The sequence below is a fragment of the Streptomyces sp. AM 4-1-1 genome (assembly GCF_029167625.1).
Classification (GTDB): domain Bacteria; phylum Actinomycetota; class Actinomycetes; order Streptomycetales; family Streptomycetaceae; genus Streptomyces.
Window position 1 is genome coordinate 4,085,361 of sequence record NZ_CP119145.1, and the last position, 23,923, is coordinate 4,109,283.

Here is a 23,923-nt window from a genome sequence, read left to right on the forward strand (position 1 = left end):
CGATGAGCAATTCCGAAGAGAAGCTGGTAGCCGCACTCCGGGCGTCCGTCAAGGAGAACGACCGGCTGCGGGCCCACAACCGCAAGCTGTCGTCCGTCGGCCGTGAGCCGATTGCGATCGTCGCGATGAGCTGCAAGTTCCCCGGAGGCGTCGAATCACCCGAGGACCTGTGGCGGTTGGTCCACGACGGAGTGGATGCCATATCGGAATTCCCGGAGAACCGCGGCTGGGATCTCGACGGGATTTATGACCCCGAAGGAATCCGCCAGAACACCAGCTACGTGAACAAGGGTGGATTTCTCCACTCGGCGGACACCTTCGACGCGGCGGTCTTCGGGATCAGCCCGAACGAGGCACTGATCATGGACCCGCAGCAGCGACTGCTGCTCGAATGTTCCTGGGAAGCCTGCGAACGAGCCGGTATCGACCCGCATTCCCTGAAGGGAAGCAAGGCCGGCGTATTCGCCGGGATGATGTACCACGATTACGCCCACAACAGCGCCACGGGATCGATCGCCTCCGGCCGGGTCTCCTACGTGTTCGGCTTCGAAGGCCCGTCGATGACGGTGGACACGGCGTGTTCGTCGTCGCTGGTCGCCATGCACCTGGCGACGCAGGCGTTGCGGTCGGGTGAGTGCACGATGGCGTTCGCCGGAGGCGTGGCGGTCATGTCGACGCCTGAGGTGTTCGTGGAGTTCAGCCGTCAGCGTGGCCTCTCCAAGGACGGCCGGTGCAAGTCCTTCGCCGGTTCGACCGACGGCACCAGCTGGTCGGAAGGCGCGGGCGTCATCCTCCTTGAGCGGCTGTCCGACGCACGCAAGAACGGTCACCCCGTCCTCGCTGTCATACGGGGCAGCGCCGTCAACCAGGACGGCGCGAGCAACGGCCTGACGGCCCCGAACGGCCCGTCGCAACAGCGGGTCATCCGGGCGGCGCTCGTCGATGCCCAGATATCGACGGACCAGGTCGACATGGTGGAGGCGCATGGGACGGGGACCCGGTTGGGTGATCCGATCGAGGCGCAGGCGTTGTTGGCGACGTATGGGCAGGGGCGGCCTGAGGGTGATCCGTTGTGGTTGGGGTCGTTGAAGTCGAATCTTGGTCATGCGCAGGCGGCTGCGGGTGTGGGTGGGGTGATCAAGGCGGTGTTGTCGGTTCGGCATGGGGTGATGCCGAGGACGTTGCATGTGGATGAGCCGTCGCCGCAGGTGGATTGGGATGCGGGTGCGGTGGAGTTGTTGACGCAGGCGCGTGAGTGGCCGGTGCGGGATCGTCCGCGTCGGGTGGGGGTGTCGTCGTTCGGTCTGAGTGGGACGAACGCGCATGTGATCGTCGAGCAGGCTCCGGCGGTGGTGGAAGAGGAGATGCCGGGATCGGTTGTGGTGCCGGTGGTGCCGGTGGTGTTGTCGGCACGGGGTGAGAAGGCGTTGACGGCCCAGGCGGCCCGGCTGTTGGAGCATGTGCGGTCGTCGGGTGCGGCGCTTGTTGATGTGGGGTTTTCGTCGGTGGTGTCGCGTGCGGTGCTGGAGCACCGTGCGGTGATCACGGCCGGGGATCGGGAGGAGCTGGTCACGGGCTTGGAGGCGCTGGCGGCAGGCGAGGAGTCCGGCCTGGTGGTGCGGGGAGTGGCCGGGAACGTGGGCGGTACGGCGTTCCTGTTTACGGGTCAGGGTGCGCAGCGGTTGGGGATGGGCCGGGGGTTGTGTGAGGCGTTCCCGGTGTTCGCGGCGGCTTTTGACGCGGTGGTGGGGGAGTTGGACGCGGGTCTGTCGCGTCCGTTGCGTGGGGTGATGTGGGGTGAGGATGCTGGGCTGTTGGAGCGGACGGAGTTTGCTCAGGCGGCGTTGTTCGCGTTCGAGGTGGCGTTGTTCCGGCTGGTGGAGTCGTGGGGTGTGGTCCCGGATTTCCTGGTGGGGCATTCGGTGGGGGAGATCGCTGCCGCTCATGTGGCGGGGGCGCTGTCGTTGGGCGATGCCGCCGAACTGGTGGTGGCGCGTGGTCGGTTGATGCAGGAGTTGCCCGGGGGCGGTTCGATGGTGGCGGTTGAGGCGTCGGAGGCCGAGGTTCTGCCCCTGCTGTACGGCCCGGTGGGAATCGCCGCCGTCAACGGCCCCCGGTCGGTGGTCGTTTCGGGCGCCGAAGACGCCGTGGCATCCGTGGTGGAGCACTTCACCGGTCTGGGTCGGCGGACGAGCACGCTGCGGGTGTCGCACGCCTTCCATTCGCCGTTGATGGAGCCCATGCTCGCCGACTTCGAGAAGGTGGTCTCGGGTCTGTCGTTCTCCGTTCCGGTGCTGCCTGTGGTGTCGGGTCTGACGGGTGGGGTGTCCGAGGAGATCGGGTCGCCGGGGTACTGGGTACGGCATGTGCGGGAGGCGGTGCGGTTCGCCGACGCCGTCGCGTACACGGCCGCCCATGGCGTGACCTCGTTCGTGGAGATCGGTCCGGACGCGGTACTGGCCGGCATGGGCACTCAGAGCGTGGAGGACGGGCTGTTCGTCCCGGCTCAGCGCCGTAACCGGTCCGAGACACAAACAGCAGTCAGTGCCCTGGCACGACTCCACACAGCTGGCGCACGGGTCGACTGGGCTGGCTTCTACGCGGGTTCCGATGCCCGGCGCGTGGACCTGCCGACGTACGCCTTCCAGCGCGAACGGTACTGGCTCGTGGACGATACGGCCGGAGGTAGCCCCAGGGCGCTCGGGCTGGCCAGTGCCGATCACCCGCTTCTCGGAGCGGTTGTGACGATCGCCGATGCGGACGAGACGTTGTTCACGGGAAGGCTCGCTGTCGGTAGTCACCCGTGGGTTGCCGATCACAATGTGCTCGGAAGTGTTCTGCTGCCGGGCACCGCGTTCGTGGAACTGGCTGTCCGGGCCGGCGACCACGTCGGCTGTGACCTTCTGGAGGAACTGACGCTCCAGGCCCCACTCGTCCTCCCCGAAAGGGGCGGAGTGGTCGTCCAGATCGCGGTCGGTGCAGCCGACGAGTCCGGTCGGCGCTCGGTCAGCGTGTACTCCCGTGACGAGGACAGCGATCAAGCCCCCTGGATTCGACACGCGGAAGGCATCCTCGGGCACGCCACGGTGGTCCCGGCGGCGGTGCTCACCGAGTGGCCTCCTCCAGGAGCCGTTCCGATTCGGATGGATGGCGCCTATGACCTCCTCGCGGAGAGGGGCTATGGCTACGGCCCCGTGTTCCAGGGGCTCAAGGCCGCCTGGTCTTCGGGCGAAGAGCTGTACGCCGAGATTGCGCTGCCCGAGTCAGCTCACGCGGAAGCCCAACGCTTCGGCGTGCACCCGGCCCTCCTCGACGCCGCGATGCACGTGGCGCTGCTCGACAGTGCGTCCGGTACCGAAGAGACGACTGTCCTTCCCTTTGCCTGGACCGATGTCGCTCTCCATGTCGCCGGCGCTTCGACCCTGCGGGTACGTATAGCACCGGCCGGGCCGGACAGCGTCGCGGTACTGGTGGCCGACGGAGCCGGGCAGCCCGTACTCACTGTCGGTGCACTGGTCTCCCGTCCGGTGTCGGTGGGGCAGTTGTCGGCTGGTGGTTCGGGTGGGTTGTGGGAGGTGGCGTGGCGTCCGGTGTCGGGTGCTGGGGCTGCCATATCTGTCGGGTCCGCCGTGTCGGGTGCGACGGTGTTTGACGTGGTGGCGGAGTGTGGTGGGGGGTTGTCGGGGTCGGATGTTGTGTCGGGTGTTCGGTTGGTGACGGGTCGGGTTTTGGGTGTGGTGCAGGAGTGGTTGTCGGGTGCTGGTGGGGGTGGTGGTCCGTTGGTGGTGGTGACGCGTGGGGCGGTTGCTGTGGGTGAGGGTGTGGATGTGTGTCAGGCGCCGGTGTGGGGTTTGGTGCGGGCGGCTCAGGCGGAGAATCCGGGGCGCATTGTGTTGCTTGATGTGGATGTTGAGGGTGTGGCTGGGGTGGATGTGGCGGGGGTGGTGGCGTTGGGTGAGCCGGAGGTGGCTGTGCGGGGTGGTGTGGTGTGGGTTCCGCGTCTGGTGGCGGTGGAGGGCTCCGGGGCGGGTACTGCTGACGTGTCGGTGGATGTGTCGTCGGGTGTGGTGTTGGTGACGGGTGGTACGGGTGGTTTGGGTGGGTTGATTGCTCGGCATTTGGTGGAGGTGTGTGGGGTTCGTCGGTTGGTGTTGACGAGTCGGCGGGGTGGGGGTGCGCCGGGTGTGGAGGGTTTGGTGGAGGGGTTGGTGGGTGCGGGGGCTGAGGTGGAGGTGGTGGTGTGTGATGTGTCGGATCGGGGGGCGGTGGCTTCGTTGGTGGGGGGGATCGAGGATTTGGTGGGGGTGGTGCATGCGGCGGGTGCGGGGGACAACGGGTTGGTGGGTTCGATGGATGTGGGCCGGTTGGAGGGGGTGTGGGGTGCGAAGGCGGATGGTGGCTGGTTTTTGCATGAGTTGACGTTGGGGCGGGAGTTGGCGTTCTTTGTGTTGTTGTCGTCGGCGGGTGGTCTGGTGCTGGCGGCGGGGCAGGCGAATTATGCGGCGGCGAATGTGTTTTTGGACGGGTTGGCGGTGTATCGGGCGTCGCTCGGGCTGCCCGCGACGTCTCTCGCTTACGGTCTGTGGGCGGGTGCGGGGATGGGGCAGTGGTTGGGTGAGGCGGATCTGGAGCGGATGCGGCGTCAGGGGCTGCCGGCGTTGGAGCCGGAGCAGGGTCTGGCGTTGTTCGACGCGGGGCTGGCCTCGGGCCGGCCTGCGGTCGTCCCGCTCCCCATCGACATCACCGCCCTGCGCTCGCGCACCGACACCGTCCCCGCCCTCCTCCGAGACTTCATGCCCCGTCCCACGCGCTCTGTGGCACGCGCCACGAGCTCGTCCAACGGCTCGGAACTGCTCGACAGCCTGGCCGGCCTCACTGACACCGAGCGCGCGCAGGCCCTTCTGAACACGGTCCGGACCCACGTCGCCAAGGTGTTGGGCCACACCTCGTCCGACGCGATCGAGCTGGACCGCCCCTTCCAGGAACTCGGCTTCGACTCACTGAGCGCTGTCGAACTCCGTAACTCGCTCAACGCGGTCACCGCGCTGCGGCTCCCGGCCACCCTGGTCTTCGACTTTCCGACCTCGCGGGCCGTGGCCGAGTTCATCGATGCCGAACTAGCGGGCGGAGTCACCCAGGCAGCAGCGCCCACCACTTCTCCGGTGCTGCGCGACCAGGCCGACGAAACCATCGTCATCGTGGGAATGGCCTGCCGCTACCCGGGAGGGGTCACCTCGCCCGAAGACCTCTGGGATCTCGTCGTCGAGGGCCGGGACGCGATCTCGGAGTTCCCACAGGACCGGGGGTGGAACGTGTCCGGGGTGTACGACCCCAAGCCCGGCACGCCCGGAAAGACGTACGCCAACCATGGGGGATTCCTCCATGACGCGGGGTACTTCGATCCCGGGTTCTTCGGGATCAGTCCGAACGAGGCGTTGATCATGGACCCGCAGCAGCGGCTGCTGCTGGAGACGTCCTGGGAAGTCCTCGAAGGAGCGGGTATCGATCCGCGGTCCCTGAAGGGCACCAGGACCGGGGTCTTCGCCGGCCTGATGTATCACGACTACGGGCAGGGTACGGAGGCAGCGGCGACCACGGGCGGAAGCCTGGTGTCGGGCCGGGTGTCCTACACGCTTGGGCTCGAAGGTCCGTCGATGACGGTGGACACGGCGTGTTCGTCGTCGTTGGTCGCTCTGCATCTGGCGATTCAGGCGTTGCGGTCGGGCGAGTGCTCGCTCGCGCTGGCGGGTGGTGTCGCGGTGATGTCGACGCCCGACATGTTCGTGGAGTTCAGTCGTCAGCGTGGTCTGTCGAAGGACGGCCGGTGCAAGTCCTTCGCGGGTGCGGCGGACGGTGCCGCGTGGTCGGAGGGTGTGGGTGTGCTGCTGGTGGAACGGCTGTCCGACGCGCGCCGGAACGGGCATGAGGTCCTGGCGGTGGTGAGGAGCACGGCCGTGAACCAGGACGGCGCGAGCAACGGCCTGACGGCACCCAATGGTCCATCTCAACGCCGAGTCATCCGAGCAGCGTTGGACCAAGCCGGGTTGACGGCTGCGGATATCGATCTTGTGGAGGCGCATGGGACGGGGACCCGGTTGGGTGATCCGATCGAGGCGCAGGCGTTGTTGGCGACGTATGGGCAGGGGCGGCCTGAGGGTGATCCGTTGTGGTTGGGGTCGTTGAAGTCGAATCTTGGTCATGCGCAGGCGGCTGCGGGTGTGGGTGGGGTGATCAAGGCGGTGTTGTCGGTTCGGCATGGGGTGATGCCGAGGACGTTGCATGTGGATGAGCCGTCGCCGCAGGTGGATTGGGATGCGGGTGCGGTGGAGTTGTTGGCGGAGGCGCGTGAGTGGCCGGTGCGGGATCGTCCGCGTCGGGTGGGGGTGTCGTCGTTCGGTCTGAGTGGGACGAATGCGCATGTGATCGTCGAGCAGGCTCCGGCGGTGGTGGAAGAGGAGATGCCGGGGTCGGTTGTGGTGCCGGTGGTGCCGGTGGTGTTGTCGGCGCGGGGGGAGAAGGCGTTGACCGCCCAGGCGGCCCGGTTGCTGGAGCATGTGCGTTCGTCGGGTGCGGCGCTTGTTGATGTGGGGTTTTCGTCGGTGGTGTCGCGTGCGGTGCTGGAGCACCGTGCGGTGATCACGGCCGGGGATCAGGAGGAGCTGGTCGCCGGGTTGGAGGCTCTGGTGGCGGGTGAGGACTCGGCCTTGGTGGTGCGGGGTGTGGCTCGTGGCACTGGGTCCACGGCGTTCTTGTTCTCAGGTCAGGGTGCGCAGCGGTTGGGGATGGGCCGGGAGTTGTGTGAGGCGTTCCCGGTGTTCGCGGAGGCGTTCGACGCGGTAGTCGATGAAGTTGACCTGCTTCTGTTGCGTCCGTTGCGTGGGGTGATGTGGGGTGAGGACGCTGGGCTGTTGGAGCGGACGGAGTTTGCTCAGGCGGCGTTGTTCGCGTTCGAGGTGGCGTTGTTCCGGCTGGTGGAGTCCTGGGGTGTGGTCCCGGATTTCCTGGTGGGGCATTCGGTGGGGGAGATCGCTGCCGCGCATGTGGCGGGGGTGCTGTCGTTGGGCGATGCCGCCGAACTGGTGATGGCACGTGGTCGGTTGATGCAGGAGTTGCCCGGGGGCGGTTCGATGGTGGCGGTCGAGGCGTCGGAAGCCGAAGTCATTCCCCTGCTCGATGGTGCGGTGGATATCGCCGCCGTCAACGGCCCGCGTTCGGTGGTCGTTTCGGGCGCCGAGGACGCTGTGGCATCCGTGGTGGAGCATTTCGCCGGTCTGGGGCGACGGACGAGCGTGCTGCGGGTGTCGCACGCCTTCCATTCGCCGTTGATGGAACCGATGCTGGCCGACTTCGAGAAGGTGGTCTCGGGTCTGTCGTTCTCCGTTCCGGTGCTGCCTGTGGTGTCGGGTCTGACGGGTGGGGTGTCCGAGGAGATCGGGTCGCCGGGGTACTGGGTACGGCATGTGCGGGAGGCGGTGCGGTTCGCCGACGCCGTCGCGTACACGGCCGCCCATGGCGTGACCTCGTTCGTGGAGATCGGTCCGGACGCGGTACTGGCCGGCATGGGCACTCAGAGTGTGGAGGACGGGCTGTTCGTTCCGGTTCAGCGTCGTAGCCGGTCGGAGGCGCAGACAGCGGTCGGCGCTCTGGGGCGGCTTCACACGGCCGGTGTACGGGTGGACTGGGCTGGTTTTTATGGGGGTTCGGGTGCTCGGCGGGTGGGTTTGCCGACGTATGCGTTTCAGCGTGAGCGGTTTTGGCTGGGGTCGGTGTCGGGTGGGGATGTGGTGGGTGTGGGGCAGGTGGTGGTGGAGCATCCGGTGTTGGGTGCGGTGGTGGTGTTGGCGGATTCGGGTGGGGTGGTGTTGACGGGTCGGTTGTCGGTGGATGGTTTGCCGTGGTTGGTTGATCATGGTGTGTTGGGTTCGGTGTTGTTGCCGGGTGCGGCGTTTGTGGAGTTGGCTGTTCGTGCGGGTGATGAGGTGGGTTGTGGGTTGGTGGAGGAGTTGACGTTGCGGGCTCCGTTGGTGTTGTCGGGGTCTGGTGGGGTTGCGGTGCAGGTGGTGGTGGGTGGTGTGGGTGAGGGTGGTCGGCGTTCGTTGCGGGTGTATTCCCGGCGTGAGGGTGCTGGGGTGGGTGAAGCGTGGGTTTTGCACGCGGAGGGTGTGCTCGCGGAGGCGGGGCCGGTCCCGGAGATGGACCTCACCGAATGGCCCCCGCCCGGAGCCATCGGTACCGAAGTGGCCGACCTGTACGCCACGTTGGCGACGCGAGGTTACGAGTACGGTCCCGTCTTCCGGGGGCTCAAGGCTGCCTGGCGGCGCGGGGATGACGTGTTCGCGGAGGTCGTGCTGCCCGAGTCGGCGCACGCGGACGCCGAACGGTTCGGTGTGCACCCTGCCCTCCTCGACGCCACCATGCACGCACTTGGCCTGTCAGGGATGGACGCGGCCCCGGGTGGAGACGCCCCGGAGGACGAACGGCCTGCCCTGCCCTTCCACTGGGAAGGAGTGCGACTGCATGCGACGGGTGCCACTGCTCTGCGCGTACGGCTGTCGGGCTCAGGCGAGGACACCGTCTCGCTGGCCATCGCCGATGCGACCGGAATACCGGTGATGTCGGTGGATGGGCTGACTCTGCGTCCGGTGTCGGTGGGGCAGTTGTCGGTTGGTGGTTCGGGTGGGTTGTGGGAGGTGGTGTGGCGTCCGGTGTCGGGTGCCGGGGCTGCCATATCTGTCGGGTCCGCCGTGTCGGGTGCGACGGTGTTCGATGTGGTGGCGGAGTGTGGTGGGGAGGTGTCGGGGTCGGATGTTGTGTCGGGTGTTCGGTTGGTGACGGGTCGGGTTTTGGGTGTGGTGCAGGAGTGGTTGTCGGGTGCTGGTGGGGATGGGGGTGGTGGTCCGTTGGTGGTGGTGACGCGTGGGGCGGTTGCTGTGGGTGTTGGTGAGGGTGTGGATGTGTGTCAGGCGCCGGTGTGGGGTCTGGTGCGGGCGGCGCAGGCGGAGAATCCGGGGCGCTTTGTGTTGCTTGATGTGGATGTGGATGTGGATGTGGATGTGGATGTGGATGTGGAGGGTGTGGCTGGTGTGGATGTGGCGGGGGTGGTGGCGTTGGGTGAGCCGGAGGTGGCTGTGCGGGGTGGTGTGGTGTGGGTTCCGCGTCTGGTGGCGGTGGAGGGCTCCGGGGCGGGTACTGCTGACGTGTCGGTGGATGTGTCGTCGGGTGTGGTGTTGGTGACGGGTGGTACGGGTGGTTTGGGTGGGTTGATTGCTCGGCATTTGGTGGAGGTGTGTGGGGTTCGTCGGTTGGTGTTGACGAGCCGGCGGGGTGGGGGTGCGCCGGGTGTGGAGGGTTTGGTGGAGGGGTTGGTGGGTGCGGGGGCTGAGGTGGAGGTGGTGGTGTGTGATGTGTCGGATCGGGGGGCGGTGGCTTCGTTGGTGGGGGGGATCGAGGATTTGGTGGGGGTGGTGCATGCGGCGGGTGCGGGGGACAACGGGTTGGTGGGTTCGATGGATGTGGGCCGGTTGGAGGGGGTGTGGGGTGCGAAGGCGGATGGTGGCTGGTTTTTGCATGAGTTGACGTTGGGGCGGGAGTTGGCGTTCTTTGTGTTGTTGTCGTCGGCGGGTGGTCTGGTGCTGGCGGCGGGGCAGGCGAATTATGCGGCGGCGAATGTGTTTTTGGACGGGTTGGCGGTGTATCGGGCGTCGCTCGGGCTGCCCGCGACGTCTCTCGCTTACGGTCTGTGGGCGGGTGCGGGGATGGGGCAGTGGTTGGGTGAGGCGGATCTGGAGCGGATGCGGCGTCAGGGGCTGCCGGCGTTGGAGCCGGAGCAGGGTCTGGCGTTGTTCGACGCGGGGCTGGCCTCGGGCCGGCCTGCGGTCGTCCCGCTCCCCATCGACATCACCGCCCTGCGCTCGCGCACCGACACCGTCCCCGCCCTCCTCCGCGATCTGGCGGCGACAACACGGCGGCGCAGCGTGGCCACCGCCACCGCCACCGCCACGGAAACGGATCGGGACAGCCTCCTCCGGCGCATCGCTCAGGCGGACGAGGCCGAGCAGGAAGCCGTCCTCAAGGAGCTGGTGCTCGAACGGGCAGCCGGCCTCCTCGGACACGGCAGTGCCGCCGCACTCGATGCCGAACGCGACTTCCTGGAGTCCGGGTTCGACTCGCTGAGCGCGATGGAACTCCGTAACGCCCTGATGAAGGACACCGGACTCCGGCTGCCTCCCATGGTGGTCTTCGACAGCAAGAGTCCGGCGCGGCTCGCGCACCTTCTGCGCGACGGACTTCGCGCGGTCACCGCCCCGCTCGCCGCCCCGCTCACCCCTCCCGCCTCAGAGGCGGCCACAACGGCCGTTGACGACAGCACCGACAACACGCATCCCGGTGCGGACGGCCATACCGCAGTCGGCGCGGCCGACGCCGTACCCGAGACCCTGCGCGACATGTTTCACGCCGCCGTCGTCGCCGGACACGCGGACAAGGGCTTCGCCCTGTTGCAGGCCGCGGCGGGCACCCGCCCCTCATTCGCCTCGGCGGACGAGCTGGACCGGCTGCCCTCGGCCGTGCGGCTCTCCGAGTCAGGTGCGGGCCCGCACCTCATCTGCCTGAGTACTCCGATGGCCACCGGAGGTGTGCACCAGCACGCGCGGCTCGTCTCCCACCTCCAGGGCAGGCGCAGGATCTCGGCGCTTCCCGTCCCCGGGTTCATCGCGGGGGAGAGCTTGCCGGACTCCTCCGACGCGGCACTCCAGGCCCTCGCCCGGAGCGTGCTCCAGGCGGCGGACGGGGAACCGTTCGCACTGCTCGGCTACTCGTCCGGCGGCACCCTCGCCTACTCCACCGCGGGATACCTGGAGAGGGAACTGGGTGTCACCCCCGCGGCCGTCATCCTCCTCGACACCTTCCAGGTGCACGACGGCGGTGGTGACGGCGTACCGATGGGCGATCTGGCCCTCGGCATGTTCGACAAGGAAGCGGTGTTCGGGCGCTTCGACAGCAGCCGGCTGTCGGCGATGGGCCGCTGGGTCGAACTCGTACCCCAGCTGCCCCTCGAACCGGTCGAGGCTCCGGTCCTCTTCGTGCAGTGCACGGAGTCCTTCGTACCCGACGGGGACGATTCCTCGCCGGAGTTGATGGAGGGGCGCGCGGAGCCGTGGGAGGCCGACCACACCCTGCGAACCGTACGGGCCAACCACTTCACCATCGTCGACGACCGGGCGGACGAGACGGCCCACGTCATCGAGGAGTGGCTGACATCCGAGGACATGAACCCACCCGCGACCACCCCGTCCTGACCCCCGGCCCCTGATCCCCGGCCCCCGACCTCCGGCCCCCGATTTCCTGCGAGACGAGGCGAACCAACGTGAATACGCGACCGAGTTCGAAGGGCACCGTGCCCTTCGGCGAGTACGAGACGTGGTACAGGGTCACGGGCGACCTGACATCGGACCGGCCGGTCCTGGTCGTCGTCCACGGCGGCCCCGGGAGCACCCACGACTACCTGCAGAACCTGGCCGGTCTCGCCGAGGACGGCCGAGCCGTCGTCCACTACGACCAGCTCGGCAACGGCGGCTCCACCCATCTGCCTGACAAGGGGCCGGACTTCTGGACCGTCGACCTGTTCGCGGCCGAGCTCGACAACCTTGTGCGCGCCCTGGGCATCGCCGACAACTACGTACTGTTCGGGCAGTCGTGGGGCGGGATGCTCATCACCCGTCACGCGAGCGACCGTCCGGCCGGGCTGCGCGGTCTGGTCATCGCCAACTCCCCAGCCTCCTACCAGCTTTGGCTACGGGAGGTCGGACTGCTCAGGAGCAGGCTGCCGGATGGCGTCAACGAGACCCTGCTGCGGCACGAGGCCGCCGGGACGACCGACACCGATGAGTACCACGCGGCGATGCGCCCCTTCTACGAGCGGCACGTCTGCCGACTCAAGCCGTGGCCGCGCGACTACCTGGCCTCCTTCTACGAGGTCTACAACGACCCCACGGTCTACTACGCGATGAACGGGCCGAGTGAGTTCCATGTGACCGGAACCCTGCGGGACTGGTCCGTCATCGACCACTGCCCCGATGTCGCCGTGCCCACCCTGCTGATATCCGGGCGCCACGACGAGGCGACCCCGGCGACGGTCCAGCCCTTCCAGGACCTCATTCCCGACATCCGGTGGGAGATGTTCGAGGAGTCCAGCCATCTGCCGCACCTGGAGGAGCCCGAGCGCTTCACCGAGGTGATGCGGGCCTTCCTGGACGAGCTGGACCGGGACCCGGCCGTGGCGCCGGACCGGGACCCGGCCGCGCCGTCGCACCGGGACCCGGCCGTGGCATCGGACCGGGACCCGGGCCGGGCACTCAGAAGCTGAACCCGTCGGTGCCCCGAGGGCGGCCTCCTACCGCAGCCCGGTACCCCCGCCATGCCCACCGTGCCCACCGTGCCCGCCGGGGCCGCCGTGCGCACCATGCCCGCCGTGCCCACCGTCGAGAATGCCTGCCCGCACGAGATTGACGCCCGCCTGGAAGCGGCTGGTCGCGCTCAGCTCCTCCATGATTTCGGCGATGTGCCTGCGGCAGGTGCGAATGGAGATGCCGAGGCGCCGGGACACCAGCTCGTCCTTGTGCCCCATGGCCAGCAACTGCACTATCGACTTCTTCAGATCGTCGATGGCGGGCGGGACGTCCTTGCAGTCCGGCATGAACGGGGTCGCGGTGTTCCACAGGTTCTCGAACGCGCCGCGGACGAACGAGACGATGGCCGGGTCGCGGGCCGCGGCCACCGTCGCTTCCGGGCCTTCCGGACCCTCCGGCCCTTCCGCCGCCCAGTCCTGAGTCGCCGGCAGGAGCACGAGTTCCCGGTCACTGGCCACGAGAGGGCCGATGAGTTCGGCGCTTGTGCGTACCTCGGCTCCGTGATGGGTCAGTTCGCGTACGGACGCGCGGGTCACCAGATCTCCCCGCGCCGCGTGCTGGTACAGCATCCGGACCCGTACATCGCGGTTGAGGAGGCGCAGCGCGATGCTGCGGAGGGTGGGCAGGATGTTGCAGGGGCGGCTGCCTTTCGGCAGGACGAGCAGCAGCTCCTCGCAACAATGGGCGTCCAGTCCGAGCAGATACGTGTGGAGCGAGCCGCGCTCGGCGACGGGCCTTATCAGGCCAAGCAGTTGCAGGATGCGTTCGGCTTCGCCTGCTTCCGCGCACGCCGGGCGATGGTCTTCGGCCAGCGCTTCACACCCGCCCAGGTCCCTGCCGAGATCCCTGCCCAGTTCCCCTTTGTCAGGGAAGCGATAACCAGACGGACTGCGGTCCAGGGTTGTGAATTCACCGTTCGAGTTCTTGTCGCTCGCCGCCGACATTCGCCCACTACCCCCTTGTGCCGTTGATCGTCGGAGTCAAATCTAAGGCATGTGAATTCCGTGTGGTGAACTTCGCATATGAATACTTCCTTGCGAATTCAATAAATACGGATGGGGTGTGGGGGTTACGACTGGTCGTACGGGACGCGACCCCGCTGGGGTGGGCCGGAGCCGAGTGGGTGTCGGTTCCGCGGTGCGCGCGGGGTGGTCTGCCTGGTTTTGAGGCGTCCAGCTGGCGGTTCCGCTCGGTGTGTCGAGTGGGGCATATTTGTGTATGCCGAAACTAACTCTCTTCTTGGCTGAATCAAGACACTAGCTGTGGTGATTGCGAGGGCGTGACATTGATTGCCAATCGTAGACCCAAAGTTTGCTTTCTCTTTGCGATCATTCGCCTCGGCGGAGAGTCGGTTATTTCGTTCAAGTGGGACTTTTGTGGGGGAGTGGACCCCGGTAATGGGCATCTTTCAGCCACGCCGTGAGCGGCGGATTCAAGCCAATCGGTCGGTCCCGCTCAGGCGACCTCGGTCGTCGAGACGGTCAGCTGCAGATCGAAAGGGAGGTCCTGGCGCCGGGTGATGTTGAGCTTGCGGTAGACCCGGGTGAGGTGCTGCTCGACCGTGCTCACGGTGATGTGGAGGCGCAGCGAGATCTCGCGGTTGGTGTATCCGCTGGCGGCGAGCGTGGCCACCCGGCGCTCCGAGTCGCTGAGCTTCGTGTCGACGTCCGACCGGAACGAGGAGTGGACGGTGTACCCCGATGCCCCGTCCTCCGGTCCCAGCTCGGGGGCGATCTCCGCGCACATCGCCTCGGCGCCGCTCTCGCGCGCCAGGATCAAGGCCCGGCGGGTCATCAGGTCGGCCCGTGCGGGTTCGCCGAGCGTACGCAGCGCCCGGCCGAGGTCCGCCAGGGCACGTGCCTGCTCGACCCGGTCCCCGGAGCGGGCCAGTTCGTCCACCGCCTGGTTGAGCAGGGACAGTTGCTGCCTGGGATCAGCGGTCTCTGCGCGTAGACGTAGCGATATGCCACGGACCCACGGACGTTGGGCGTCCGGGGTGGCCAACTGCTGTTCCACCAGGCGCTCCGCGCGCGCGGGTTCGCCGAGCCGGATGAGCACTTCCGCCGTGTCCGTGCGCCAGGGCAGCATGGCCGGCCGGTCCACGCCCCACCGGCGGGCCAGCCGGCTCGCCTCCCTCAGGTCCGCCAAGGCGGCGTCGAGTTGGTGCGTGGCCATGAGGTAGAGGCCCCGGGCGCGGAGGTAGTAGAGCCCGTGGACACTCCTGAAGAGGTTGTCCGAGAGGGGCTGCTGCAACAGGCGGGCGACGGTGGCGTGATCACCCATCAGCGTGCGGACCCGGATCGCGACCGCGGTCGGCCCGCCGGCGAACGCGCTGCCGCACCGGTCCGGGAGGTAGGCCAGCGCCCTGTTCGCGTACTCCTCCGCCGGGTGCAGGTCGCCCAGACGCAGCAGTACCTCGGCGAGCTTCGACGAGAACAGTGCCTGCCAGGTGGGGGCGCCCTGACGCTCCGCCTCCGCGATCAGTTCGCGGCAGCACAGGGCAGCGCGTTCGGGGCGGCGGGAGTGGACCAGGACCCGCAGCGCGCGGATGATCGGTTCCAGGGTCGCGTCGGCGAGGACCACGGCCCGCAGGAAGCGCTCGGCCGTGGCGGTCTCCGTCTCGCTCTCCGTCTCGGGCAACGGCCAGGCATCGCAGCCGACCGGCTCCTCGCCCGCCGGAAGCGGGGGCTCGGACTCCACCGCGTCCCGTACCGCGCCCGTACCCACGCTTGTTCCCGTACCCACGCCCGCTCCCGTGCGGGCGAAACCGTCGAGGTCGGATTCCCGGTCCACCGAGAGCAGCCGTGCTCGTACCTCGGCCGCTTCGGCGATCCGGCCCTGTCCGGTCAGGAGCGCGGCCAGGGGGGCCATCCGCTCGGAGGGGAGCCGCCCGGAGCGCAGCACCTCCAGGGGTACGGACAGGTGGTTCTCCGCCGTCGCCGGATCCACCCGCCAGGTGATGGCCGCCAGCCGGGTCTTGATCGCGGCCCGCTGCTGTTCGTCCTCGCTCAGCTCGTGCGCGAGTTCCAGCAGGGTGGTCGCCCGGGTGGCATCGTTGTCCAGTACCAGCCGCTCGCCCGCCTTGCTCAGGATGCCCGCGGCCCAAGGGGTGCCGGACAGGCAGCCGCCGTGCTGGGCCACGGAGAGGAGGTGCCCCGCCACCTGGGTGACCGACTCCCCTTCGGCGTAGAGGAATTCGGCGGTACGCAGATGAAGGCCGGCCAGCGTCGTGGAGCTGGCCCTGTCCAGCACGGCGCTCTCGGCGCTCGGATGGCGGAAGCGGTGACCGTCCAGAATCCCCGACGCGGCGAGCGAGGCCACGGACTGGGCCGTGGCGAACGCGGGCTGACCGAGGAGCCGGCCGGCGCGTTCGGGTGTGTAGGAATCCCCCAGCACGGCCAGTACCGCCCCGAGTTCGGGTGCGTGCGGTCCGCTGCGGCGAAGACAGGTCAGAACGGCCTGACCGAAGATTTCCTCAGGTTCCGGGAGGAGGTGCCCGGCGTCGCCCCGGCCCGGCTGTACGGACCGGTACTCCTCCAGCAGGGCGCGCAGGAGCAGGGGGTTGCCGCCGCTGATGGCGTGGAGTTCGTCCGCCAACTCGGCGGGCGGGGCGGGCTGCGGCACGTCGGTCACGAAGCCGGCCGTGCCCTCGCGGCTGAGCGGCCGCAGGCGGATGCGCTGGACGTTGCGGCTGCGCAGCAGCTCCGTACCGAAGGCGGCGTCCTGACCCGCGTGATGCAGGGGGCCGGCGAGCAGCAGCAGCATGCTGGTGGTGCGGCTGTGGCGGACGAGGTGCTGGAGATAGCGCAAGGAGGCGTCGTCGGCGTGGTGCAGGTCGTCGATGCTGAGCATCACGGGGGTCGTGGTGCTCAACTTGGCGAGCGCCGAGCGGAATTCGCGCATCGCCCTGACCTGGGGCTGCCCGTCGGGTGCGGCGGAGACCTCGGGCAGGGTGCCGGGTGGGGCGTCGTGGGCCAACTGCCGCATCACGCCGAGCGGCAGCTCCTTCTCGGCGAGGGAACCGAAGGCTTGCAGTACCAGGGCCCCGGCGTCCTCGGCCCATTCGGTGACGGTGTCGACGAGCTCGCTCTTGCCGCAGCCGGCCGCTCCCTCGACAAGGGCGATGCGGGTCTGTCCGCTGAGGCATTCGTCCAGGGCGACGCGCAGGGCCGCCACTTCCGATTCGCGCTCGATCAGTGCCACTCTGTCTCCCCCGATGTCTCACGCCGACCGTCACTCGTACCGTTCCCGCGCAGGTGGAAGTGAGGGGGAACGTATGTGGCGTACGTGGAACGCGTGTGCGTACGTCACACGCCTACGAGTGTGGCCCACACCCGGTCGAACCTCTAGTGGCCATAAGCTGCACGCTTCCTCATGCGTCCCACGGCTGGGGCGGCGAGGGTGAACGGGCCCTCTCCCGGACTTTTCACCGGACTCTTCGCCGGACCCTTCACCGGACTTTTCGGGGGAAGCCGGGCCGGCTCCGGTCGGACCGCGCGGCGACCGGTCTCAGGGTTCCCTCGGCTCGGGGTCCTCCACCGGAAGGGCGAGGGCGGCGGGACGGAAGGCGGGGCCGCGCACCGGACCGGGACGAGGCCGGGCGGGCCTGGGCAAGGCCGGGTGGACCGGACGAGTCCGGGCAGGGCCGGGACGAGGCCATACGGGATGGAGAGGCCGTGCGGGCCGGGGCAAGGCCATGCGGGACGGAGAGGCCGGGCGGGTCGGACAAGGCCGGGCGGGCCGGGACGAGGCCATACGGGACGGAGAGGCCGGGCGGGCCGGGGCAAGGCCATGCGGGACGGAGGGGCCGGACAAGGCCGGGCGGGCGATCGGCCACACACGTGAACGCGGAGCCGTTCGGGGAACGGCTCCGCGTGTCACACCCGCCGAACCCTGCGCCGGCCCGGGTCCTGACGGTCCTGATCAGTTCGTGCTGGGGCTCGGCTCGGGCCGGGCGGCCACGGCGGGGGTCGTACGCGACCGGTCCATCGCGCCGGAGACCAGGGTCAGCACCAGGGCCAGTCCGGCCATGATCGCGCCGAGCCAGTTCGGCGAGGTGTAGCCGAGGCCCGCGTCGATGGTGACACCACCCAGGTACGCGCCGAGGGCGATGCCGACGTTGGACGCCGACACGGTCACCACGGCGGCCAGTGTCGGAGCGCCCTCCGCCTTGGAGATGACCCGGGTCATCAGCGGGGGCACCGTGGCGAAGCCCGCGAAACCCACCAGCAGGAAGGTGATGGCGGCCGGGATCTTGGCGTGCGCGGTGAACACGAACAGGCCCAGCACCACGGCCAGCATCGCCAGCGCCAGGGTCAGCGTCCTGATCAGACCGATACGGTCGGACATCTTGCCGCCGAGGGTGTTGCCCACGACCAGCCCCACACCGAAGAGCGCCAGCAGCGGGGTGAGCGCGCTCGACGCGTACCCGGTGACCTCGGTGAGCATCGGGGCGATGTAGGTGAACGAGGTGAACAGGGCGCCCAGGGACAGCGCGGTCATCAGCAGACCGATGATCACCTGCGGTTTTCGGAACACACCCAGCTCGCTGCTCAGCTTCGTGTCGGTGGACACCGCGATGGCGGGCACCAGCCTGGCGATGCCGAAGAAACCGACGACCCCGATGCCGACCAGCATCCAGAAGGTGGACCGCCAGCCCAGGTTCTGCCCGATGAACGTACCGAGCGGAGCGCCGAGCACATTGGCCATGGCACCGCCGGCGAACACCAACGACACCGCGCGCCCCATCCTGCTCGCGTCGACCAGCTGGGCCGCGACGACGGAAGCCACGCCCAGGAACGCTCCGTGGCAGACGGAGGTGACGATCCGGCCGACCATCAGGAGTCCGTAGCTCGGCGCCAGGGCGGATACCAGGTTGCCCAGGACGAAGATCGCCATCAGCGCGAGCAGCATCCGTTTCCTCGGAATCCGGATGGCCGACGCGACGAGGACCGGACCGCCGATCACCACGCCGAGGGCGTATCCGGAGATGAGGCCACCCGCCGTGGTGATGCTGACGCTCACATCCTTCGCGATATCGGGCAGCAATCCCATGACGACGAACTCCGTCGTCCCGATGCCGAAGCCGCAGAGCGCTAACGCGAACACGGCGATTGGCATAATCAACCTCCTCCAGAAACCCGGACGACGGGACGCATGCGTGCAACCGTCGATAGCGCCGAGTGCACGCCAGGGCGCCTCGGTGTGCACGAATAATCGCATCGCCACGTCGCCGTTGTCGCTGGTCAGCGAGGTCAGCTTGGTCAATTGCGCGGAGTTGACCGAGTGATCTCGACACAGGTGAGAACGTGGAACGAAACATTGCTGACACAATGGAATCGCCGCCGGGCCACGCCGTCGCGGCCGCAGCCGGTCGGACGACGGCGTGTGGTGTGCCGTGGTCGGTGTCAGCGGGTCCTGACCGCATGGTCAGCGCGCTGTTCACCCCGTGACGGTCACGGGATGTGACAGTGCCTGGTAAGCGCCCGGCTGCGGGCCGACGTGCTCGAAAAACTTACCAATCTGACTCCATGCTGACTGAGCTGACTGTCTGAATGCTTTCGCCCGGCGCTCGGGTCAGGATAGAAACCATGGCGAACGTGCTGACAAGGCGACCCTGAAGGTTGTACCGGGGGTCGGGGGCTTCAGGGGGAACCTTTCAGTGAACGCGTTCTGTATTCGCGTGGCCGCTCAAAGGCTCGTCGCACTTCTGCCGGCTTCGGCCGATCTGGATTGTTCTCCTCGTCGCACCTCATGATCCCGTAACGACGAGATATGGATGACACATGCCTGGACAGAGTCTGACGCAATCGCACGCCATGTTGTCCATTTGTGGCGACGGCATCAAACAGTTGCGCGCCGACGGCCTTTACCGTGCCTACATGCCGACCGCGCACAACGCGGCGGTGCCGGGCAGCACAGCGCGGGAAGGCGTCGAGGAGGTCGAGGTCTGGTGCAGCAACGACTACCTCGGTCTCAGCCAGCATCCCGAGCTGATCATGACGCAGGTACGGTCCGCCGCCGCGCACGGGGTGGGCATGGGCGGCTCGCGCAACATCGGCGGTACCAGCACGACACATGTCGCGCTGGAGGAAGCCCTGGCCGACTGGCACGGTACGGAACGGGCGCTGGTGTTCTCCAGCGGGTACGTCGCGAACTTCGAGACGCTGTCGGTGCTGCTGACCGCCGTGCCGGACATCATCGTCTTCTCCGACGAGAACAACCACCGCTCGCTCATCGAGGGCATCCGCCGCTCCGGATGCAGACGGCACGTGGTCCCGCACAACGACGTGAAGGCCCTTGAGCGATTACTGGAGGAGAGTCCACCTTCGGCGCCCAAGCTGATCGTTTTCGAGTCCATCTACTCGATGGACGCCGACCGGTCACCGATCAGCGAGATCTGTGACCTGGCCGACCGCCACGACGCGCTCACCTACCTCGACGAGACGCACGCGATCGGCGTCAAGGGACCGACCGGCGCGGGGCTGGCCGAGGAACTGGGCGAGACCCGTCCGACCTTCGTCCAGGGAGTGTTCGGCAAGGCGATCGGCACGGTCGGCGGCTATGTCGCCGGACCCGACGTGGCGTTGGACTACGTGCGCTCCCACGCCCCGGGCTTCATCTTCACCACCGCGCTGCCGCAGGCGACGATGGACACCACGATGACCGGTCTGCGGCTGGTGCAGAAGGGCGTGGAACTGCGACGGGAACTCGCGGCGAAGTCGGAATCGCTCAAGCGCCGGCTGCAACGGCTGGGCATCACGGTGGCGGGCACCGAGTCGCACGTCCTGCCGGTGATGGTCCCCGGGCGGACCGCGGCCCAGCGGGTGGCGGAGCGCATGCTCACCAAGCACGGCATCTACGTGCAGGCGATCAATTTCCCCTCGGTCCCCATGGGCCAGGAGCGGCTTCGGGTCACCGTCGCACCGAACCGCACCGAGGAACAGATCGAACGATTCGCGAACGCGCTGGCCGAGTGCGTCGCTGCGGAGAAGAGGGAGCAGGCCGTATGACTCTCAAGCGGATCACCGAATTCGTCGGTGCCGAGATCACCGACGTCAACCACTACGACGACCTGGACCGCCCCGAGGTCTTCGACGAGTTCCTGCGCGCGCTGCGCGAGCACGAACTCGTCGTGGTGCGCGGCTTCGACATGACGCCGCGTCAGCAGGTGGAGCTGGCCGCCCGGATCGGCAAGCCGGTGCCGTTCGTGCTGCAGCGCTACAGGCATCCCGAGATGCCGGAGATCATGATCTCCTCCAACGAGAAGCGGGACGGCCGGCCGGTCGGTGTGGCCAGGGTGGGCAACTTCTGGCACCAGGACTCGTCGTTCGTCGCGGACCCGGCCCCGTACACCATGCTGCACGGGGTGAACGTGCCGAGCACCACCGGCCACACCCTGTTCGCCAGCGCGATCGACGTCTACGACCGGATGCCGCGGGAGTGGAGGGACCGCATCGAGGACCGGACCGCGTTGCACACCGTGGCGAAGCGGCTGCGGATCAGGGAGGACCACATCGGGCTGTCGGTGGCCGAACTGAAGGCGTGGATCGAGGAGGAGCACCCGCTGGTCGAACGCCCGCTGGTGGAGACCGACCCGTACACCGGCCGCAAGTTCGTCTACGGGGCGCCGGAGTACCTGGACTCGGTCACCGGGTTCGACCACAACGAGAACGCGGCGTTCTTCGAGATGCTCGACGGGCTGATCCAGGAGCCGAGCCGGGTCTACGAGCACCGGTGGACGACGAACGACCTGATCGTGTGGAAGACCAGGACGACGCTGCACGCGGCGACCGACGTGACACCCGGTGTCGGCAGAACCGTGCACCGCGTGAGCATAGCGGCATGACCGTGCACGGCTTGGTCGATCTCGAAGTGGCGCTGCCCGGTGGCACGGTCGACATCGGCGAGGTCGCGGCCAGGGCGGGGGTGCCGTTGGCGGACGCGCTGAGGATCACGCACTGCCGCCGGTTCCCGGCGCTGGGCCCGGGTGAGCGTTCGGTCGACGTGGCCCTGCACGCGGCGCGGACCCTGCTCAAACGCACCGCTGTGGATGTCGACGGCATCGACCTGGTGCTCTGGGCGGGCTCGGCGGAGTGGGACGTGCCGTTCTGGTCGCCCGCCGCCCACGTGGCGGGGGAGCTGGGCATCACCGGCGCGCACTGCTTCGAGGTGGCCAACTTCTGCAACGCGGGCAGCACCGCCCTTCAGATCGGCCTGGACCGGCTCGCCCTCGGGCGGGCCGGGTCCGTGCTGGTGGTGATGGCCGACCGGCTCAGCACCATGCTCGACCAGGACGATCCGATGTCGAAGGAGCTGTTCAACTTCGGCGACGCGGCGGCGGTGGCCCTGCTCGGCCCGGACCCCCTGTTCACCGTCCCCGCGTCCCGGATGCGCACCGACCCGGACTGGTCGAGCTACTACCACGGCGAGTACCGGGACGACCGGCTCGTGATCCGCCGCGAGGCACACCGCTCCGGTCTGGCGTCGGCCTACGTGGCCAACTTCACCGCGTTGACCGCCGATGTGCTCGACGCGCTGGGCAGGACCGTCGACGACGTCGACTGGTTCCTGATCAACCACGGGGACCGGGACATGCACGTACGACTGCTGGGTGAACTCGGCATCCCGGGTTCGCGCAGTGTCTTCAACTACGACCACCTCGCCCACATGGGAGCGTCCGACACGCTGATCGCGCTGCGCGGTCTGCTCGACGACGACGCGCTGCGGCCGGGCGATCTGCTGCTGCTGGCGACCAGCGCCATGGGATTCAGCTGGGGGATCACCGCCCTGCGTTACGAGGGTGGCGGCCACGACGGACCGGGAGGCCGGCGATGAAGCACGATCCGTATGGAACCGGGGTACTGAGCAAGGACATCCCCTCGGAGAGCGACCGGCTCGCCGAGCTGGAGCAGGCGCTGGACCCGCTGAGCCGGGAGGCGATCGAGGCGCTGCCGCTGCCGGTGGACGCACGCTGCCTTGACCTGGCGGCCGGGCGGGGATCGATCTCCTACTGGATGGCGGAACGTTTCTTCAGGGGGCGCGTCACCGCGGCCGACATCGACCCCAGATATCTGGACGGGACCCGGGCGCCGAATCTGGACGTGGTCACGTTCGACGCCAGGGAGGAGGAGTTCCCCAAGCACTCGTTCGACCTCGTCTACACCCGGTCGGCCCTCAAGCACATCCCCGAGCGCGAGGAGGTGCTGGCCCGGATGCGTGACTGGGTCAGGCCGGGAGGATGGATGGTGGTGGTGGACGGCTACTGGTTCCCGTCGGACGAGAGCGCCCACCCCGAGTGGTCGCGGGTGGTCGACGCGGTGGTGCGGCAGATGGAGTCCCAGGGCGGACTGATGCGCTGGACACGGCAGTTGCCGTCGCGGATGGTCCGGCTCGGGCTGACCGACATGTCGGTGAAGCTGGCCCCCTCGCTGAGCGGGTGGGACGGCTGGGGGGCGCAGCACCACGAATGGCTGCGCTCGACCGTGCACCAGATCGGGCCGAGCCTGGTGGAGAAGGCGTTGCTCACCCAGGAGGAGCTGGACCGGTTCCTGGCCACCCCGGACAGCCCGGAGATGGCCGAGTGGTTCGGACTGGTCGCCGCCGTGGTGGGGCGCGTTCCGTGACCACCGTGAGGCGGTCGGGCGAGATGGTCCTGCTCGGACACGCCGATCTCGACGCCTGTCTCCGTCTGGCGGAGGACCGGGACTGGCCCCCCGAACTGCGGGCGTGGTCGCTCCTGTTGGAGTTCGGCGAGGTGTACGGGGTGCGCGACGACGCGGGCGGGCTGGCCGCGACCGTGTCGCTGCTGCGCTACGGCCCTCGCCTGGCCACCCTCGGCGCCATGCTGGTGGCCAGGAAGCACGCGGGCCAGGGCATGGGCGGGCGGCTGCTGCGGCAGGTGCTCGACCGGGTCACCGCGGACTGTGTCTGGCTGACCGCCACCCCGCAGGGCGTCCCGCTCTACTCCGGCGCCGGGTTCCGCGCGGTGGGCCGGCAGGTGCGGTTCGAGGGCGTCCCGGACCCGACCGGCCCGCTGACCTCGCGCACCGCGTCGGTCGCCGACCTGGCCGGCGCGGTGCGGCTGGACGCGAAGGCGTTCGGGGCGGCCCGGCCCAGGGTGCTGGCCTATCTGCTGGCGGTGGCCGAGGAAGTCCGGGTCGTGGACGGCTGCAACGGGATCGCGGGCTACGGGGCGCGGTGGAACGGCGTCGACGCCGACGTCATCGGCCCGGTGGTCGCCACGTCGGACAGGGTGGCCACCACCCTGCTGTCCGACCTGGTCGGCGGCGCGGTCCGGCCGGTGCGGGTGGATCTCGATCCGTGCCGGACGGCGTTGACGTCATGGGCGGTCGGGCACGGCCTGCGCGCGGCGGGCGGCACCGATGTGATGGTGTTCGGCGGTGAACCACCCGGCGAGCGGCACCTGTTGGTGGCCTCGGCGACCGGGGCCGTCGGCTGATGAGAACGACTCGATCCAGCGGGGCGGATGCGCAGACGCTCAATTACAGTACGCG

At 68.4% G+C, this 23,923-nt stretch carries 10 protein-coding genes; 7 read left to right on the top strand and 3 right to left on the bottom strand.

The features are described from left to right. The first annotated feature begins 2 nt into the window (after positions 1-2). On the top strand, positions 3-11,297 hold the full coding sequence (locus PZB75_RS17360) for a type I polyketide synthase (RefSeq protein WP_275536219.1): 11,295 nt from the start codon (positions 3-5) through the stop codon (positions 11,295-11,297). Between the two features lie 68 nt (positions 11,298-11,365). Further along, entirely contained in the window at positions 11,366-12,364 is a 999-nt protein-coding gene (locus PZB75_RS17365) for a proline iminopeptidase-family hydrolase (protein ID WP_275536220.1), read from the top strand. A gap of 27 nt (positions 12,365-12,391) precedes the next feature. On the opposite strand, the gene PZB75_RS17370 is transcribed toward PZB75_RS17365, so the two are convergent. The 3 genes from PZB75_RS17370 to PZB75_RS17380 form a co-directional block, all read right to left on the bottom strand. Beyond that, complete coding sequence (locus tag PZB75_RS17370; RefSeq protein ID WP_275536221.1) at positions 12,392-13,351, bottom strand: LuxR C-terminal-related transcriptional regulator; 960 nt, start codon at positions 13,349-13,351, stop codon at positions 12,392-12,394. Between the two features lie 511 nt (positions 13,352-13,862). Then, positions 13,863-16,610: an AAA family ATPase gene (locus tag PZB75_RS17375; RefSeq protein ID WP_275536222.1), complete on the bottom strand. Its 2,748-nt coding sequence runs from the start codon at positions 16,608-16,610 to the stop codon at positions 13,863-13,865. A gap of 720 nt (positions 16,611-17,330) precedes the next feature. Beyond that, a complete protein-coding gene (locus PZB75_RS17380; protein ID WP_275536223.1) occupies positions 17,331-18,527 on the bottom strand; it encodes an MFS transporter in 1,197 nt (398 codons plus the stop codon). Between the two features lie 698 nt (positions 18,528-19,225). Between PZB75_RS17380 and hemA the strand changes: the two genes are divergently transcribed. From hemA to PZB75_RS17405, 5 genes are read left to right on the top strand one after another with little or no spacing between them, the layout of a single operon-like run. After that, complete coding sequence (hemA, locus tag PZB75_RS17385; RefSeq protein WP_275536224.1) at positions 19,226-20,419, top strand: 5-aminolevulinate synthase; 1,194 nt, start codon at positions 19,226-19,228, stop codon at positions 20,417-20,419. Continuing rightward, positions 20,416-21,255 carry a TauD/TfdA family dioxygenase gene (locus tag PZB75_RS17390; protein ID WP_275536225.1) on the top strand — a complete coding sequence of 280 codons (840 nt, stop codon included), beginning with the start codon at positions 20,416-20,418 and terminating at the stop codon, positions 21,253-21,255. Before hemA ends, PZB75_RS17390 begins: the two co-directional genes overlap by 4 nt. Then, positions 21,252-22,244: a 3-oxoacyl-[acyl-carrier-protein] synthase III C-terminal domain-containing protein gene (locus PZB75_RS17395; protein ID WP_275536226.1), complete on the top strand. Its 993-nt coding sequence runs from the start codon at positions 21,252-21,254 to the stop codon at positions 22,242-22,244. Before PZB75_RS17390 ends, PZB75_RS17395 begins: the two co-directional genes overlap by 4 nt. After that, positions 22,241-23,032: a class I SAM-dependent methyltransferase gene (locus PZB75_RS17400; protein ID WP_275536227.1), complete on the top strand. Its 792-nt coding sequence runs from the start codon at positions 22,241-22,243 to the stop codon at positions 23,030-23,032. The genes PZB75_RS17395 and PZB75_RS17400 overlap by 4 nt, the downstream gene beginning before the upstream one ends. Then, on the top strand, positions 23,029-23,868 hold the full coding sequence (locus PZB75_RS17405; protein WP_275536228.1) for a GNAT family N-acetyltransferase: 840 nt from the start codon (positions 23,029-23,031) through the stop codon (positions 23,866-23,868). Before PZB75_RS17400 ends, PZB75_RS17405 begins: the two co-directional genes overlap by 4 nt. Positions 23,869-23,923 lie beyond the last annotated feature (55 nt).

Bases quoted from the DNA above. Each gene is read 5' to 3' on its own strand.
- PZB75_RS17395 (WP_275536226.1), top strand. From the start codon at position 21,252: ATGACCGTGCACGGCTTGGTCGATCTCGAAGTGGCGCTGCCCGGTGGC.
- PZB75_RS17390 (WP_275536225.1), top strand. From the start codon at position 20,416: ATGACTCTCAAGCGGATCACCGAATTCGTCGGTGCCGAGATCACCGAC.
- PZB75_RS17370 (WP_275536221.1), bottom strand. From the start codon at position 13,351: ATGTCGGCGGCGAGCGACAAGAACTCGAACGGTGAATTCACAACCCTG.
- PZB75_RS17400 (WP_275536227.1), top strand. From the start codon at position 22,241: ATGAAGCACGATCCGTATGGAACCGGGGTACTGAGCAAGGACATCCCC.
- PZB75_RS17380 (WP_275536223.1), bottom strand. From the start codon at position 18,527: ATGCCAATCGCCGTGTTCGCGTTAGCGCTCTGCGGCTTCGGCATCGGG.
- hemA (WP_275536224.1), top strand. From the start codon at position 19,226: ATGTTGTCCATTTGTGGCGACGGCATCAAACAGTTGCGCGCCGACGGC.
- PZB75_RS17360 (WP_275536219.1), top strand. From the start codon at position 3: ATGAGCAATTCCGAAGAGAAGCTGGTAGCCGCACTCCGGGCGTCCGTC.